Genomic DNA, 15,893 nt, shown 5'->3' with positions numbered 1-15,893 from the left:
CATTCACTTTTTCTAGAAAAGACCAAACCACTTTTTCTGCTTATACTCTTGCGTTGGTATTTGTTTGGAAATCCTTTCATTATTTATCATTAACTTCCCGTTTTCTAAATAGTTTTCAAATTCTTCATAATAAGCTTTTAATTTTCTTTCTTCAAATAACTGTTTCATTACAAATGGTCTTGTTGTCGCACTATGTGCATCTGATGCAATAAAATGTGCTAGATTATTATTGATTATTTTTAAAGAAGTGCTCCTTACATTACTTCCAAATCCTCCCAATAATGATGAAGTCGTAAGTTGACTTAATGCACCGCCATTGATGAGCTCATATAATAAACCCAAATTTTGAACAATCGCCTTATTACGTTCTGGATGTGCAATAATCGGAATATAACCCATGGTTTGTAATTCATAAAATAATTGTTTGCTGTAATGTGGCACTTCATTGCTAGGAAATTCTAATAGTAAGTAGTTTGAATTATTGATACCTTCAATATTCCCATTATTAATGTCATCAATAACCTTATCTGAAACTCTAATTTCTTGCCCAGCATAAAAATTGATATTTAATTTTTGAACATCTTCATTTTGTTTTAAAGCCTTTATCTCTTCTTTAACAAGTTGAATATTATTATTATATTTGGGATGCAGATGATGTGGTGTTACGACAATATTATTTATCCCTTCACTTTTTGCTTGATTCAGTAAATCAATCATTGCATTAATACTTTGTGGTCCATCATCGATATCCATCAATATGTGATTGTGTATATCAATCATTTTCAGTCATCTCCATAGTAATAATAATAACTAGATGATTTATCAATTGCAGTTTTGTTCATTATAGCTCCTAATAATTTCCCACCTGCTTTATTAATCAAATCTTTCGCTTTTTTCACTTCATTTTTATTATTCTTTTCTGTATCAATCACAAGCGCACAATTTTGAATGGTTTGAGCATAAATTTGTGCATCTGTAACTGTATTTACTGGTGGTGTATCAATTACAATAAAGTCATATTTCTTTAATAATTCATTGTATATTTCATTAAATTGAGCAGAAGCTATTAATTCAGATGGGTTCGGTGGTGTCGGCCCAGCAGTTAATATTGATAAATTCTCCACTTTGGTTTCTTTTATTGAATCTTCATACGTAGCTTTATTTACAATTAAATTTGACAGTCCACTATTATTGGGTAAATCAAAGATATAGTGCTGTGTGGGCTTCCTCATGTCTCCGTCAATAATCAATGTTTTGTACTCTGCTTGTGCATAGGTCACTGCAATATTCGCGGAAACAGTGCTTTTACCTGACTTTGGTTTTTCTGAAGTGATTAGCAGACTTTGTATTTCTTTTTCTGCACTAGAAAACATAATATTTGAACGTATCCCTCTAAATTTTTCACTGACTGTAGACTTGGGTTTGTCATGAACATACAAAGGTGAAATAGTTCTTTTTTTCTTTGGCATTTTAAATACCTCCTTAATTAAATTTTTGTATTGACCCTAGTACTGGTAATTCCAATTCATTTTCAACATCTGTTTCTGACTTAATACGTTTGTCAAATATTTCTTTAATAAAAATAATAATACAAGCTAATATTAAACCAAAGACAATACCCATGATAAGATTCATCATTGTTTTTGGCGCAACTTGTTTTGTAGTATCATCCGCAGTAGAGAGAATAGACACATTATCTACATTCATAATATCAGGAACTTCATCACTAAATACTTCTGCTATTTTGTTAGCAACCACTTCTGAATCTTTACCGCTTTTACTTACCACATCAATATTTAATAATTGTGATTCAGCTTGATTCGTAACCGTTATCATGTTCGATAGTTCTGAAGTAGAATATTTGCGATCTAATTCTTTTGATGCTTTGTCCAGTATTCGTGGACTCTTTACAATCTCAGAGTATGTATTGACAAGTTGAATATTGCTTTGCACTTCTTGCGCCATCATTTGTGAATCACTTTCTTTTTGATTCACTAATACTTGTGTCGATGATTGAAATTCTTCATCTAAAAAAAACATAGTAATAATCGCACTTATTAATAAACAAATAAGCGGCAATATAATTAGTAGTTTTAAATTATTTTTTAATATTCTTAAAATTTTTGTTAAATCTATTGTACTTTCCATATAAGCCTCCATTTTACCATTTTAACTTATTATATAGAACTTTTATTATGCATTTCAATACCTTTTTAAAAATATTCTAAAATAATTATGAATTTATTGCTAAAATTAACTTTCTTTTACAATTAATTTAATAAAACTTAATATTGATTTAATTATTTAAATGTTTCTCTATTAAAATGAAATGTTATGTAATATTCCATGCATTTAAATATCAATCACTATATAAAAAACTGCCGACAAAGTGAATAGTTTGTCGGCAGTTTGTGTAATATAGTAAAATATTTGCTCTTTTATGCGATTTCTATCTGGAAGCGACGGACAATTGTGCCATCATCTAATGTTGAAGATTCTATTTCTTCTCCACCATTGTGTAAGATGACAGCTGCAGAGGCTTCATTATCTTTTTCACAGGTAATCAATGCTTCTTGTACACCAATGCGTGATAAATAATCTAATGACTTTTTCAAGATTTTGTTACCAAAGCCTTTACCTCGGTAGCTCTTACGAATACCGTAGCCAACATGGCCGCCAATGATTTTTAGCTTTTCATTCAAATTATGGCGAATATTGGCAGCACCAATAATCTTATCATCGTCAATTAAAAACAATGTCGTATTATCTACTGTTTCATCATTAGATTTGTTGTCTGCTAATGCATGAACAATTTCTTCAAAATTATTATACTTGGTAATATTCGTAATCTCAGGCACTACCTTTTCATCGTGATCTATCCATTCTTTCATATAATCACAATATAATGTTTCGTCAGCCATTGTTAACTCTCTAAATTCAACCATGTTGACACTCCTTCCTTTTATTTACTATCCCATTGGTTCGTCATGTGTATTGAGATAATACACGTAGTTGTCAGTCCATTGTCCTTGTTCGAAAATAAATCCTTTTCGAATACATTCAAACTCAAAACCTAATTTTTCAATTAACTGAATAGAAGGTCGATTATCCAAATTGATATGTGCTTCTATTCTATGAAACTTTAATGTTTCTTTTGTTTGTTTCACAAGTTCTATTAAAGCTTCATAAGCATACCCTTGATGCCAGTATTGATTATGGATAAAATAACCGATTTCAGCCCATTGAAATTGGTCTCGGCTTAAATTTTTAATATTAAGCATGCCAAGATGACGTCCTGTTTTATCAAAGATGCCGAATATATACAAATCATCATCTTTAATAGCTTGTTGATGCTTTGAAACCATTGCTGCAAACCATGGTTCTGTGGCATCTGACATATCAACTTGGCCCTTATCATACTTATATTGCGCAGGATGACGATTAACAAATCCTGACAACCATGACTCATAATCATTTTCTTCTAACGGTCTAATGATAAGCCGTTGTGTAGTGAATTGCAACCCTAAATTATTTTTCATTCAAAAACCCCTTAACATAAGGCGTCAGCACCCAAAACTATAACATCATTTGGCATAAAATCAACCTTTTAATTTATTAAAAATACGAACTGATTCTAATGACGATTTTCACTCGTTATTTAGGTCATTCAAGATCATCGTGAGTATATCATTTTGTGTCATCGTTTCAGGAATCAATTTCTCATTTTTTACATTTAATGTATCTTTTTCAACAAACCAAATTGCAAGTTTTTCTGCACTAAAATCGGTATATACTTTTGAGTGATGTCTTCTCACAGTTTCTTCATAAGGTAAGTCAAAATAATAAAGATAACTTTTAATATGAGCACTTGAAATAATGCCCTGTAACATATTACCATATTTTTCTTTGTTGAAAATACCTTCTAAAATAACATATTCACAATGCGCTATACCATATGCAGTAATGTGTTTTATTAGCTCAATTGACAAATTCCCAGGGCTATCAGGAACATTTAACATATGGCGTCTTATTTCGTCTTGACCCACGAGCATGACACCATTGCCTAACGTGTTTTGCAATTTATGGGCAATGGTCGTTTTACCACTGCCAGAGTTTCCCCTTTATAATATCAGTTTTGTCATTGTATCACCCTAGATCCAAGAAAAATTGTAATTTATGTATATGCTGTCATAAGTGTTAAACCTATACCCTATTAATATGATTAAAATCAAAAAAAGCTAGACAACCCATGCCCATACAAATAGGACATAAGCAGTCTAGCAGTTTGTTGCTTCATTTATATTCGTTTAATATCTAGCTAGTTAGCGCTAAATTGTACCTAGTTCTTTACCTACTTTTTCATATGCCGCTAATGCTTGATCAAGCATTTCTTTTGTATGTGCAGCAGTAGGCATATTACGAACACGCCCTGTACCTTTTGGCACTGTCGGAAAGACGATAGATTTCACATATATACCTTCATCTTTTAAGCGACTACTAAATGCTTGTGTTTCTTTTTCGTCACCTATGATTACTGGTGTAATTGGTGATTCAGAATTACCAATGTCAAAACCTAATTTTTTCAGTCCATCTTTTAAGTAATTACCATTTTCCCAAAGTTTATCGTGTAATTCTGTTGATGCCATTAATTTCTTAACAGCTTCAGTGATGGCTTTTGTATCACCAGGCGCTAGTGATGTCGAGAATAAGAATGGTCTTGATTGTGCTTTCAACCAATCGATCAATGATTGTGTACCAGCTACATAGCCACCTACAACACCAATCGCTTTAGATAATGTACCGATTTGGAAATCAATTTTGTCTTGAAGGCCAAAATGTTTCACTGTACCTGCACCATTACCCATGACACCAGAGCCATGTGCGTCATCAACATATGTGATTAAACCGAACTCTTCTGCAATTTCTACGATTTCTGGTAATTTGGCAACATCGCCATCCATACTAAATACACCGTCAGTAATATACATTACTTTATTGTATTGTCCAGATTCAACAGCTTCTTTTGCCTTAGCACGTAAATCATCCATATCTGAATGATTGACACGAATGATTTTCGCTTTAGATAAGCGACATCCATCAATAATTGATGCGTGGTTTAATTCGTCTGATAGAATAGCATCATTTTTATTCATAACAGCTGAAATTGCTGCCATATTACAATTAAAACCTGATTGGTATGCAATTGCAGCTTCTGTACCTTTAAATTTCGCAAGTGTTTCTTCCAATTCATCATGAAGGTCTAATGTACCATTAATAGATCTTACTGCACCTGCACCTACACCATGTGTATCAATAGCATCCTTAGCAGCTTGTTTTAAATCTTCATCTGTTGCAAGTCCTAAATAGTTATTTGAAGATAAATTAACATAATTTTTCCCGTTAATCTTAATCTCTGGTCCATTCGCACCTTCAATTGTATCAATTTCGTTATAAAGTCCATTATCTTTCAAATACTGAATATTTTCATCTAAAAAGCCATGTAATGACTGTACCACTGAAAATCCCCCTTTGAGTTATCTACTATTTAATCTTATCATAACCCATTTTCTTGTATCAGGAAAGTAGAATCCCACGAATCGTTAAAGCGTTTCCTGCAATTTAATTAAAGTCATAATAATTGTCTCTACAGTAAAGTCATTTAAAATGATATAATAGAATAATCATTTTAAGGAAGAAGGGTTGAAGTTGTTTGATTGGTTTCAACTAGCAAGAGAAAAGGAAAACAGAATGATTCAAATTCGTCGCTATTTGCATCAATATCCTGAATTATCATTTGAGGAGTATCACACACGTGACTACATCCTAAATCAACTCAGCCAACTATCATGTGAAGTACGTTCACCCGTCGGACGAAATGGCATCGTCGCAACATTTAGCGGACAAGGAGACGGTCCAACGATTGCATTGCGTGCTGATTTTGATGCTTTACCAATCAATGAATTAACAGAGGTAGATTACAAGTCTAAAAATCCTGGTGCGATGCATGCATGTGGACATGATGGCCATACAGCAACATTATTAGCGGTTGCTGAAATAATTGAAGCGCATAAAAACAAATTAAATGGTGATGTTGTACTGATTTTCCAATATGGTGAGGAAATTATGCCGGGTGGCTCACAAGAAATGATTGATGATGGTTGCTTACAAAATGTAGATAGAGTATATGGAAACCATTTGTGGAGTGGCTATCCTACGGGCACAATTTATTCTCGTCCTGGTGCAATGATGGCTTCTCCTGATGAATTCAATGTAACAATTCATGGCCAAGGTGGGCACGGTGCAAAACCACACGAAACAATCGATCCAGTGGTTATTATGGCTGAATTTATCATTAGTGCACAAAAGATTGTTTCTAGAACAATAGATCCCGTAAAACAAGCCGTTATTAGCTTCGGTATGGTACAGTCTGGTTCAGCAGATAATGTCATTCCAGATGCAGCGTTTTGTAAAGGCACCGTGCGTACTTTCGATACAGAAGTACAAGCACATGTGATGCACAAAATGGATAAGCTCTTACAAGGCTTAGCTGTTGCGAACGACATCACTTATGATTTTGATTATATCAAAGGCTATTTACCTGTCCATAATAATCCAAAATGTTTTGATATTGTTAAACAAGCTACAAATGATATGAATTTAAGATTTAACGAATCAGAATTAATGATGATTGGCGAAGACTTTTCACATTATCAAAAAGTGCGTCCTGGCGCATTCTTTTTAACAGGTTGCGGTAATCCTGAAAAAGGTACCACACACCCACATCATAGTCCGTATTTTAATCTAGATGAAAAAGCGTTAAAATATAGTGCCAGCCAGTTTTTAAAAATATTAGAGTTAGAAAATGTAATAACGCCTTAGGCTTTTAATGCCTAAGGCGTTTTCTATAACCAAAGATTTCAATTTTTGAACGGTGACCTCATTTGTTCTAATAAACAGTTAAAAAAGATTTAACACGAATATAAAAAAGAGCCTCCAAAAATTGGAGACTCTTCAAATCTATATCAAGATAAAATATCTTATTTGTAGATTTCAGTTACAACGCCTGATCCAACAGTACGTCCACCTTCACGGATAGAGAAACGTGTACCGTCTTCGATAGCGATTGGAGAAATTAATTCAACTTCCATTTCTACGTTGTCGCCAGGCATAACCATTTCAGTACCTTCTGGTAAAGTAACAACACCTGTTACGTCAGTAGTACGGAAATAGAATTGTGGGCGGTAGTTACTGAAGAATGGCGTATGACGGCCACCTTCATCTTTTGATAAAACGTAAACTTCCGCTTTAAAGTTTGTATGTGGTGTAATTGAACCAGGAGCAGCTAAAACTTGACCACGTTGGATGTCTTCACGTGCAACACCACGTAATAACGCACCAATGTTGTCACCAGCTTCAGCGTAGTCTAATAATTTACGGAACATTTCTACACCAGTAACAGTTGTTTTGCTTGAATCTTCTTGCATACCGATGATTTCAACTTCTTCACCGACTTTGATTTGACCACGTTCAACACGGCCTGTAGCAACAGTACCACGACCAGTGATTGAGAATACGTCCTCAACTGGCATCATGAATGGTTTGTCAGAATCACGTTCTGGTGTTGGAATGAAGTCATCAACAGCTTGCATTAAGTCTAAGATTTTTTGCTCATAGTCAGCGTCGCCTTCAAGTGCTTTTAATGCTGAACCAGAGATTACAGGTACATCGTCACCTGGGAAGTCATATTCGCTTAATAAGTCACGAACTTCCATTTCTACTAATTCTAATAATTCTTCATCGTCAACCATGTCAACTTTGTTTAAGAATACAACTAATGCTGGAACACCAACGTTACGTGATAAAAGGATATGTTCACGAGTTTGTGGCATTGGGCCATCAGCAGCAGATACTACTAAGATAGCTCCGTCCATTTGAGCAGCACCAGTGATCATGTTTTTAACATAGTCAGCGTGTCCTGGGCAGTCAACGTGAGCATAGTGACGTTTTTCAGTTGTATACTCGATGTGTGAAGTATTGATTGTGATACCACGTTCTTTTTCTTCTGGAGCGTTATCAATCATGTCGTATGATTGTGCAACAGAGTCACCATTTTTTGCTAAAACAGTTGCGATAGCAGCTGTTAAAGTAGTTTTACCATGGTCAACGTGTCCGATTGTACCAATATTGGCATGTTCTTTTGAGCGATCGAATTTTTCTTTAGCCATTATAAAATCTCTCCTATTCGTTAGAAAATTAATTGTTAAATTTATCTCTCATGACAGTTTCTCACCATCATGAGAAGATGATTAATTTAGGTTAAAAGTACCATACAGTACCTTTATAATGCATTTTCCCTAAAAAATCAATCAATAAAACTGTAAGCCATATAATTATGCTTTACATGTATTGTACAGACTGTCACTGCACAATACAAGTTTAATTATTCAGCTGATTTATTACCAGTGTTTTTCTTGATAATTTCTTCAGAAATTGATTTTGGAACTTCTGCATAGTGATCGAAGTACATAGTGTATGTTCCACGACCTTGTGTATTAGAACGTAATGATGTTGCATAACCGAACATTTCTGAAAGTGGTACAAAGGCATTTACAACTTGTGCATTACCACGAGGTTCCATACCATCAACACGTCCACGACGAGATGTTACGTCACCCATGATGTCACCCATGTATTCTTCAGGCATTTCAATTGTTACTTTCATCATTGGTTCTAAGATAACAGGTTCACATTTTTTAGCAGCTTCTTTAAGTGCTAATGATGCAGCAATTTTGAAGGCCATTTCTGATGAATCGACATCATGGTATGAACCATCAAATAATTTAGCTTTAACATCAATTAATGGATAACCAGCTAATACACCGTTTTCCATAGCATCTTTAAGTCCAGCTTCAACTGATGGAATGTATTCACGAGGAACTACACCACCAACGATAGCGTTTTCGAATTCGAAACCGCCACCTGTTTCGTTTGGTTCGAATTCAATTTTAACGTCACCATATTGTCCACGACCACCAGATTGACGCGCGAATTTACCTTGAACTTGTGCTGATTGCTTAAATGTTTCACGGTATGAAACCATTGGCGCACCAACATTACATTCAACGTTAAATTCTTTTTTCATACGGTCAACTAAGATGTCTAAGTGAAGCTCACCCATACCACCGATGATAACTTGTCCAGTTTCTTCGTCAGTGTGTGCATGGAATGTTGGGTCTTCTTCTTGTAACTTAACTAAAGCTGTAGTCATTTTGTCTTGGTCAGCTTTAGATTTTGGTTCAACTGATAGGTGAATAACAGGTTCTGGGAAGTCCATTGATTCCAAGATAATGTCATTTTTCTCACCACATAAAGTATCACCAGTACCAGTTTCTTTCAGACCTACCGCAGCAGCGATATCTCCTGAGTAAACTGTGTTAAGCTCTTGACGAGAGTTAGCGTGCATTTGTAGTAAACGACCTACACGTTCACGTTTATTCTTCGTAGAGTTTTTAACATAAGAACCTGATGTTAATGTACCTGAGTACACACGGAAGAATGTTAACTTACCAACATAAGGGTCAGTCATTACTTTGAAAGCTAACGCAGCGAACTCAGCACTGTCATCTGCTTTTGCGATAACTTCTTCTTCTGGATCATCAGCACGGTGGCCGACGATTGGTTTAACATCTAATGGTGATGGTAAATAATCAATTACTGCGTTAAGCATTAATTGAACACCTTTGTTTTTGAAGGCAGTACCAACAAGAACTGGGTAGAATTCAATATTATTAGTTGCTTCACGAATAGCGTCTTTTAATTCAGCTACAGTAATTTCTTCGTCACCAAGATATTTTTCCATTAATTCATCACTTGTTTCAGCTACTGCTTCAATAAGTGTTGCGCGAGCTTCTTCAGCTCTTTCTTTTTGATCTTCAGGAATTTCAATTTCTTCAATTTCAGTTCCTAAGTCATTGTTGTATTTGAAACATTTCATTTCAACTAAGTCGATGATTGCTTCAAATTCATCTTCCGCACCAATTGGTAATTGGATTGGTTGTGCATTCGCTTGTAGACGATCATGAATTGTGCTTACAGCATATTCAAAGTTAGCACCTAATTTGTCCATTTTGTTTACGAAAACAATACGAGGAACGCTGTAAGTTGTTGCTTGACGCCAAACTGTTTCAGTTTGAGGTTCAACACCTGATTGCGCATCAAGTACTGTTACCGCACCATCAAGTACACGTAATGAACGTTCAACTTCAACAGTGAAGTCTACGTGTCCTGGTGTATCGATGATATTTACACGGTGATCATCCCATGAAGCTGTTGTTGCAGCTGATGTGATTGTGATACCGCGGTCTTGCTCCTGTTCCATCCAGTCCATTTGTGAAGCTCCTTCATGAGTTTCACCAATTTTATGGATACGTCCAGTATAGTAAAGAATACGTTCAGTCGTAGTTGTTTTACCAGCATCGATGTGAGCCATGATACCGATATTACGAGTTCTTTCTAAACTAAAATCTCTAGCCATGTATTTTTCTCCTTCCAGTATAACTGCGAATAAATACTATAAATATGGCGATGCCCTAAGCATGCACCTAGATAGTAAACTATCAGTGTGGAACATGCTCAGGGAAAAACCTACTATCCTACCAACGATAGTGAGCGAAGGCTTTGTTAGCTTCAGCCATTTTATGAACGTCTTCACGTTTCTTAACTGCACCACCAGTGTTGTTTGCAGCATCTAAAATTTCGTTAGCTAAACGTTCTTCCATCGTTTTTTCACCACGAAGACGTGAATAGTTAACTAACCAACGAAGGCCTAAAGTAGTACGACGTTCTGGACGAACTTCTACAGGTACTTGATAGTTAGAGCCACCTACACGACGAGCTTTAACTTCTAATACTGGCATGATGTTGTCGATAGCTTCTTCGAAAACTTCGATAGCTTCACGACCACTGCGTTCTTGAACTAATTCAAATGCAGAATAAAGAATTTTTTGAGCTGTTCCACGTTTACCATCTAACATAATTTTGTTAATCAATTTAGTAACTAATTTTGAGTTATGAATTGGATCTGGTAATACGTCTCTTTTTGGTACTGATCCTTTACGAGGCATAATATAAATCCTCCCTTCCTAATTATAATATATTTCCATTATTTATAACGAAAATTTACGCAATCTTAACCTTATTTTTTAGGTTTTTTAGTTCCGTATAATGAACGACCTTGTCTACGACCGTCAACACCTGAAGTATCAAGTGCACCACGTACGATGTGGTAACGCACACCAGGTAAGTCTTTTACACGTCCACCACGTACAAGTACAACACTGTGTTCTTGTAAGTTGTGTCCGATACCAGGAATATAAGCGTTGATTTCGATGTTGTTAGACAAACGCACACGAGCATATTTACGTAACGCAGAGTTAGGTTTTTTAGGTGTCATTGTACCTACACGTGTACAAACACCACGTTTTTGTGGTGAGTTTAAGCTAGTGTACTTTTTCTTTTTACTGTTGTAGTTTCTGTTCAATGCTGGTGAATCATAGTTTTTTGATTTGCTTTGTCTTGGTTTACGTACTAATTGATTAATAGTTGGCATGAAATATGTCCTCCTCTCTTCTTTTATAATCCCACACATCCAGGTGGTTCATTTTAAAGGTAAATAAAATTTAGTAAGAAAGAATCTTACTAATCTCATTTCAATAATGCAACAACAGTCGCATTAACGTTTATACCTACATACTTTCCTAAAGCTTGTTTGCTCTCGAAAAATGAGATAGATATGTTTTTGTGATTGATTTGACTTAACACGCGAGTCATCAGATGAACTTCAACGTCTTTAGCGATAATCAATGATGTCACTTGATCTTTATTCAAAGCTTTCAGCGTTTGTTTAAGACCAATAACATAGTGTTGTTTGTTAAAGCGTGCAACTTTTTCATTAGACATCTAAATATCCTCCAAAGTTCTGCTTGCATCAACCTTAATAATAATAACATCAAAATTACTGCGGAGTCAACTTTAATTAACATTTTTTGCAGAAAATATACAAAAAAATAAGAGAGCGAAATAAAGATTAAATGTTTCCATCAAATCTTTTATTTCGCCCGAGATCAAATGGTCAGTCGCTTAAAACATATGACATGTGATGGGGCCTTACAACCTCAACACATGTCTCTATATTTATACAACTTCAAATGAATGATAAACCATTTTACATTTCAAAAGCTATACTAGATTTCAGTTGGTTGAATCTCTTCAACGACTTCTTCAGGTGTCGCTTTATCATACTGTACATCACTGTAACGTCTCATACCTGTACCAGCTGGGATAAGCTTACCGATAATAACGTTCTCTTTAAGTCCAAGTAAGTTATCACGTTTACCTTTGATAGCTGCATCTGTAAGAACACGTGTTGTTTCTTGGAATGATGCTGCTGATAAGAAGCTTTCTGTTTCAAGAGAAGCTTTTGTTATACCTAGTAATACAGGTTTAGATGTTGCTGGACGTTTACGTTCTTTGAACGCTTCACGGTTAGCATCTGTAAAGTTATGAATATCTACAAGTGCACCTGGAAGTAATTTCGTATCTCCAGCTTCAATGATACGTACTTTACGTAACATTTGTCTTACCATAACTTCAACGTGTTTATCATCAATTTCAACACCTTGCATACGGTAAACTTTTTGAACTTCTTTTAATAAATAGCTTTCTGTAGCATTTAAACCAGATATAGATAAGAAGTTCTTAGGTTCAATAGAACCTTCTGTAAGTGCTTCACCACGTTCAACACTTTGGCCAACTTCAACTTTTAATCTTGAAGTACCTGAAGCCAAGTAAGATTTCGTTTCATTTGCACCTTTGATGACGATTTCTTGTTGACGGTCTTTGGCAACACTAATGTCATCTACGACACCTTCAATTTCGGTAACGACTGCTTGACCTTTAGGGTTACGCGCCTCGAAAATCTCTTGGATACGAGGAAGACCTTGCGTGATATCACTACCTGCTACACCACCTGTGTGGAATGTACGCATTGTAAGCTGTGTACCTGGTTCACCGATTGATTGGGCAGCAATTGTACCAACTGCTTCACCAACTTCAACTTTTTCACCAGTAGCAAGGTTTTTACCATAACATTTTTCACATACACCATGACGTGTGTTACATGTAAATGCTGAACGGATATACATTTCTTCTATACCAGCGTCTGTGATTTTCTTAGCAATTTCTGCTGTTACTAACTCATCTGGACGAACGATAACTTCATCTGTTTCTGGGTGACGAATCGTTTCTTTAGAATAACGACCTTCAATACGTTCGCTAAATGGTTCGATCATTTCAGTACCTTCTTTAATATCAGATACTAGTAAACCACGGTCAGTACCACAGTCTTCTTCACGAACGATAACATCTTGTGCCACATCAACCAGACGACGAGTAAGATAACCAGAGTCCGCTGTTTTAAGTGCTGTATCGGCAAGACCTTTACGCGCACCATGTGTAGAGATAAAGTATTCTAACACTGTTAAACCTTCACGGAATGATGAAGTGATTGGTAATTCAATGATCTTACCTGATGGTGCAGCCATAAGTCCACGCATACCAGCTAACTGTGTAAAGTTAGATGCGTTACCACGGGCACCAGAGTCACTCATCATAAAGATTGGGTTTGTTTTTTCAAGTGAACCCATTAATTCGTTTTGAATTTGGTCTTTAGCATCAGTCCAAATTTCAACAACTGCATTGTAACGTTCAAATTCTGTAATTAAACCACGGTTGAATTGTTTTTGTACTTTATCAACTAGTTTTTCATGTTCATCTAAAATTTGTTGTTTATCTGGTAAAACCACAATGTCAGATACACCAACAGTGATACCAGCTTTAGAAGAGAATTTGAAGCCTAAGTCTTTCATTCTATCTAACATCATAGATGTATCTGTGATGCTGAATCGATTGAAGACTTCTGCAATGATATTTCCTAAGAAATTCTTGTTGAATGGCTCGCTAAGTGGTTGCTCATCAAAATATGCTTTTAATCCACCCTCACCTAATTCAGTAGCAGAAACAAAGTATTTGTCTGGCGTACTGTTTTCAAGGTTATATTTTGTTGGTTCGTTAATGTATGCAAATGAATCAGGAATGATTTCATTAAAGATAACTTTACCAACAGATGTTGTTAAGATTTTTTGATTTTGTTCTTCTGTAAATGTTGGGTTATTGAATGAACTTGCATGCACACCTATACGTGTGTGTAAATGTACATAACCATTTGCGTATGCTTTTAACACTTCGTTTGTATCATTATAAATTGTACCAGTATTTACAGCATCTTTACGTTCTAAAGTAAGGTAATAGTTACCTAATACCATATCTTGTGATGGTGTAACAACAGGTTTACCATCTTTAGGGTTTAAGATGTTTTGTGCTGCAAGCATAAGCATGCGTGCTTCTGCTTGTGCTTCTTTAGATAATGGTACGTGAACAGCCATTTGGTCACCATCAAAGTCAGCGTTATAAGCTGTTGTAGCAAGTGGGTGTAGACGAATGGCACGACCTTCTACAAGTGTAGGTTCAAATGCTTGAATACCTAATCTATGCAGCGTTGGTGCACGGTTTAAAAGAACTGGATGTTCTTTAATTACGTCTTCTAATACATCCCATACTTCATCATCCATACGTTCAATCTTGCTTTTAGCATTTTTAATGTTTGTCGCAATTTCACGTTGAACTAATTCTTTCATGATGAATGGTTTAAATAGTTCTAAAGCCATTTCTTTAGGTAAGCCACATTGATACATCTTCAAGCTAGGTCCAACAGCGATAACTGAACGACCTGAATAGTCAACACGTTTACCTAATAAGTTTTGACGGAAACGACCTTGTTTACCTTTAAGCATATGTGAAAGTGATTTTAATGGGCGGTTACCTGGTCCAGTTACTGGACGACCACGACGACCATTATCGATGAGTGCATCAACTGCTTCTTGTAGCATACGTTTTTCGTTTTGTACGATGATGCCAGGTGCACCTAAATCTAATAAACGTTTTAAACGGTTGTTACGGTTGATAACACGACGATATAAGTCGTTTAAATCACTTGTTGCAAAACGTCCACCGTCTAATTGAACCATTGGTCTGATTTCTGGTGGAATAATTGGAAGTACGTCTAATACCATCCAAGCTGGATTGTTACCAGAATGTCTGAATGATTCAACTACTTCTAAACGTTTAATCGCACGTGTAAGTCTTTGTCCTGTTGCAGACTCTAACTCATCACGTAATTCTTTTAATTCTGTATCCAAATCAATTTCATCTAATAATTCTTTGATACCTTCAGCACCCATTTTAGCTGTAAATTGACCAGGGAATTTATCATAGTACTCTCTGAATTCTGCTTCAGATAGTAATGTCTTTTTCTCTAAACCAGTTGGTCCTGGATTTACAACAACATAAGAAGCAAAGTAAATCACTTCTTCTAATGCTCTTGGTGACATGTCTAATAATAGTCCCATGCGGCTTGGAATACCTTTGAAGTACCAAATATGTGAAACTGGCGCAGCTAATTCAATGTGTCCCATTCTTTCACGGCGCACTTTAGATTTAGTTACTTCTACTCCACATCTATCACAAACCATACCTTTATAGCGTACACGTTTGTATTTACCACAACTACATTCCCAGTCTTTTGTAGGTCCGAAAATTCTCTCACAGAATAGACCATCTTTTTCTGGTTTTAAAGTACGATAGTTAATTGTTTCTGGCTTTTTAACCTCACCAAAAGACCATGAACGGATTTTTTCAGGTGAAGCAAGTCCTATTTTCATATAATGGAAATTATTTACATCAATCAAGGAGCCTACCTCCTTCAATTTAGATTAGCT

Annotated in this window: 13 protein-coding genes and 1 pseudogene; 1 reads left to right on the top strand and 13 read right to left on the bottom strand. The window is 35.6% G+C overall.

From position 1 onward, the window contains the following. Positions 1-12: 12 nt before the first annotated feature. From KA873_RS10040 to KA873_RS10010, 7 genes and pseudogenes are all read right to left on the bottom strand, one after another. Complete coding sequence (locus KA873_RS10040; RefSeq protein ID WP_210140284.1) at positions 13-780, bottom strand: tyrosine-protein phosphatase; 768 nt, start codon at positions 778-780, stop codon at positions 13-15. A gap of 2 nt (positions 781-782) precedes the next feature. Further along, positions 783-1,469, bottom strand: a complete 687-nt coding sequence (locus tag KA873_RS10035) for a polysaccharide biosynthesis tyrosine autokinase (protein ID WP_210140283.1) — start codon at positions 1,467-1,469, stop codon at positions 783-785. A gap of 13 nt (positions 1,470-1,482) precedes the next feature. Then, the gene (locus KA873_RS10030) at positions 1,483-2,148 is read right to left on the bottom strand and encodes a YveK family protein (RefSeq protein ID WP_210140282.1); all 666 of its coding nucleotides are present in this window, start codon (positions 2,146-2,148) and stop codon (positions 1,483-1,485) included. A gap of 290 nt (positions 2,149-2,438) precedes the next feature. Continuing rightward, positions 2,439-2,945: a GNAT family N-acetyltransferase gene (locus KA873_RS10025; RefSeq protein ID WP_107384241.1), complete on the bottom strand. Its 507-nt coding sequence runs from the start codon at positions 2,943-2,945 to the stop codon at positions 2,439-2,441. Positions 2,946-2,969: 24 nt separating this feature from the next. Beyond that, entirely contained in the window at positions 2,970-3,539 is a 570-nt protein-coding gene (locus tag KA873_RS10020) for a GNAT family N-acetyltransferase (protein ID WP_210140281.1), read from the bottom strand. 108 nt (positions 3,540-3,647) lie between these two features. Further along, positions 3,648-4,109 (bottom strand): annotated as a pseudogene (locus KA873_RS10015) (P-loop NTPase family protein); the annotation flags it as partial. Between the two features lie 219 nt (positions 4,110-4,328). After that, positions 4,329-5,516 carry a glycine C-acetyltransferase gene (locus KA873_RS10010; protein ID WP_046207675.1) on the bottom strand — a complete coding sequence of 396 codons (1,188 nt, stop codon included), beginning with the start codon at positions 5,514-5,516 and terminating at the stop codon, positions 4,329-4,331. A gap of 190 nt (positions 5,517-5,706) precedes the next feature. Between KA873_RS10010 and KA873_RS10005 the strand changes: the two genes are divergently transcribed. Continuing rightward, the gene (locus KA873_RS10005) at positions 5,707-6,879 is read left to right on the top strand and encodes a M20 family metallopeptidase (RefSeq protein ID WP_119517575.1); all 1,173 of its coding nucleotides are present in this window, start codon (positions 5,707-5,709) and stop codon (positions 6,877-6,879) included. Between the two features lie 158 nt (positions 6,880-7,037). Here the strand turns inward: KA873_RS10005 and tuf are convergent, their stop codons facing one another. From tuf to rpoC, 6 genes are all read right to left on the bottom strand, one after another. Further along, entirely contained in the window at positions 7,038-8,225 is a 1,188-nt protein-coding gene (tuf, locus tag KA873_RS10000; RefSeq protein WP_064264070.1) for an elongation factor Tu, read from the bottom strand. Between the two features lie 215 nt (positions 8,226-8,440). Further along, complete coding sequence (fusA, locus tag KA873_RS09995) at positions 8,441-10,534, bottom strand: elongation factor G (protein WP_107385928.1); 2,094 nt, start codon at positions 10,532-10,534, stop codon at positions 8,441-8,443. A 118-nt stretch (positions 10,535-10,652) separates the two neighbouring features. After that, a complete protein-coding gene (gene rpsG, locus KA873_RS09990) occupies positions 10,653-11,123 on the bottom strand; it encodes a 30S ribosomal protein S7 (protein ID WP_019468564.1) in 471 nt (156 codons plus the stop codon). Positions 11,124-11,194: 71 nt separating this feature from the next. Next, positions 11,195-11,608 (bottom strand): 30S ribosomal protein S12, encoded by a 414-nt coding sequence (gene rpsL, locus KA873_RS09985; RefSeq protein ID WP_019468565.1) that lies wholly within the window; start codon positions 11,606-11,608, stop codon positions 11,195-11,197. A gap of 95 nt (positions 11,609-11,703) precedes the next feature. Beyond that, the gene (locus KA873_RS09980; protein WP_107384245.1) at positions 11,704-11,958 is read right to left on the bottom strand and encodes a ribosomal L7Ae/L30e/S12e/Gadd45 family protein; all 255 of its coding nucleotides are present in this window, start codon (positions 11,956-11,958) and stop codon (positions 11,704-11,706) included. 284 nt (positions 11,959-12,242) lie between these two features. Next, entirely contained in the window at positions 12,243-15,836 is a 3,594-nt protein-coding gene (gene rpoC, locus KA873_RS09975; RefSeq protein WP_210140452.1) for a DNA-directed RNA polymerase subunit beta', read from the bottom strand. Positions 15,837-15,893 lie beyond the last annotated feature (57 nt).

The sequence above is a fragment of the Staphylococcus sp. GDY8P45P genome (genome assembly GCF_017892745.1).
Lineage (GTDB): Bacteria > Bacillota > Bacilli > Staphylococcales > Staphylococcaceae > Staphylococcus > Staphylococcus cohnii.
The sequence above is the reverse complement of the archived record's forward strand: the minus strand, read 5'-3'. Positions and strand labels throughout refer to the sequence as shown.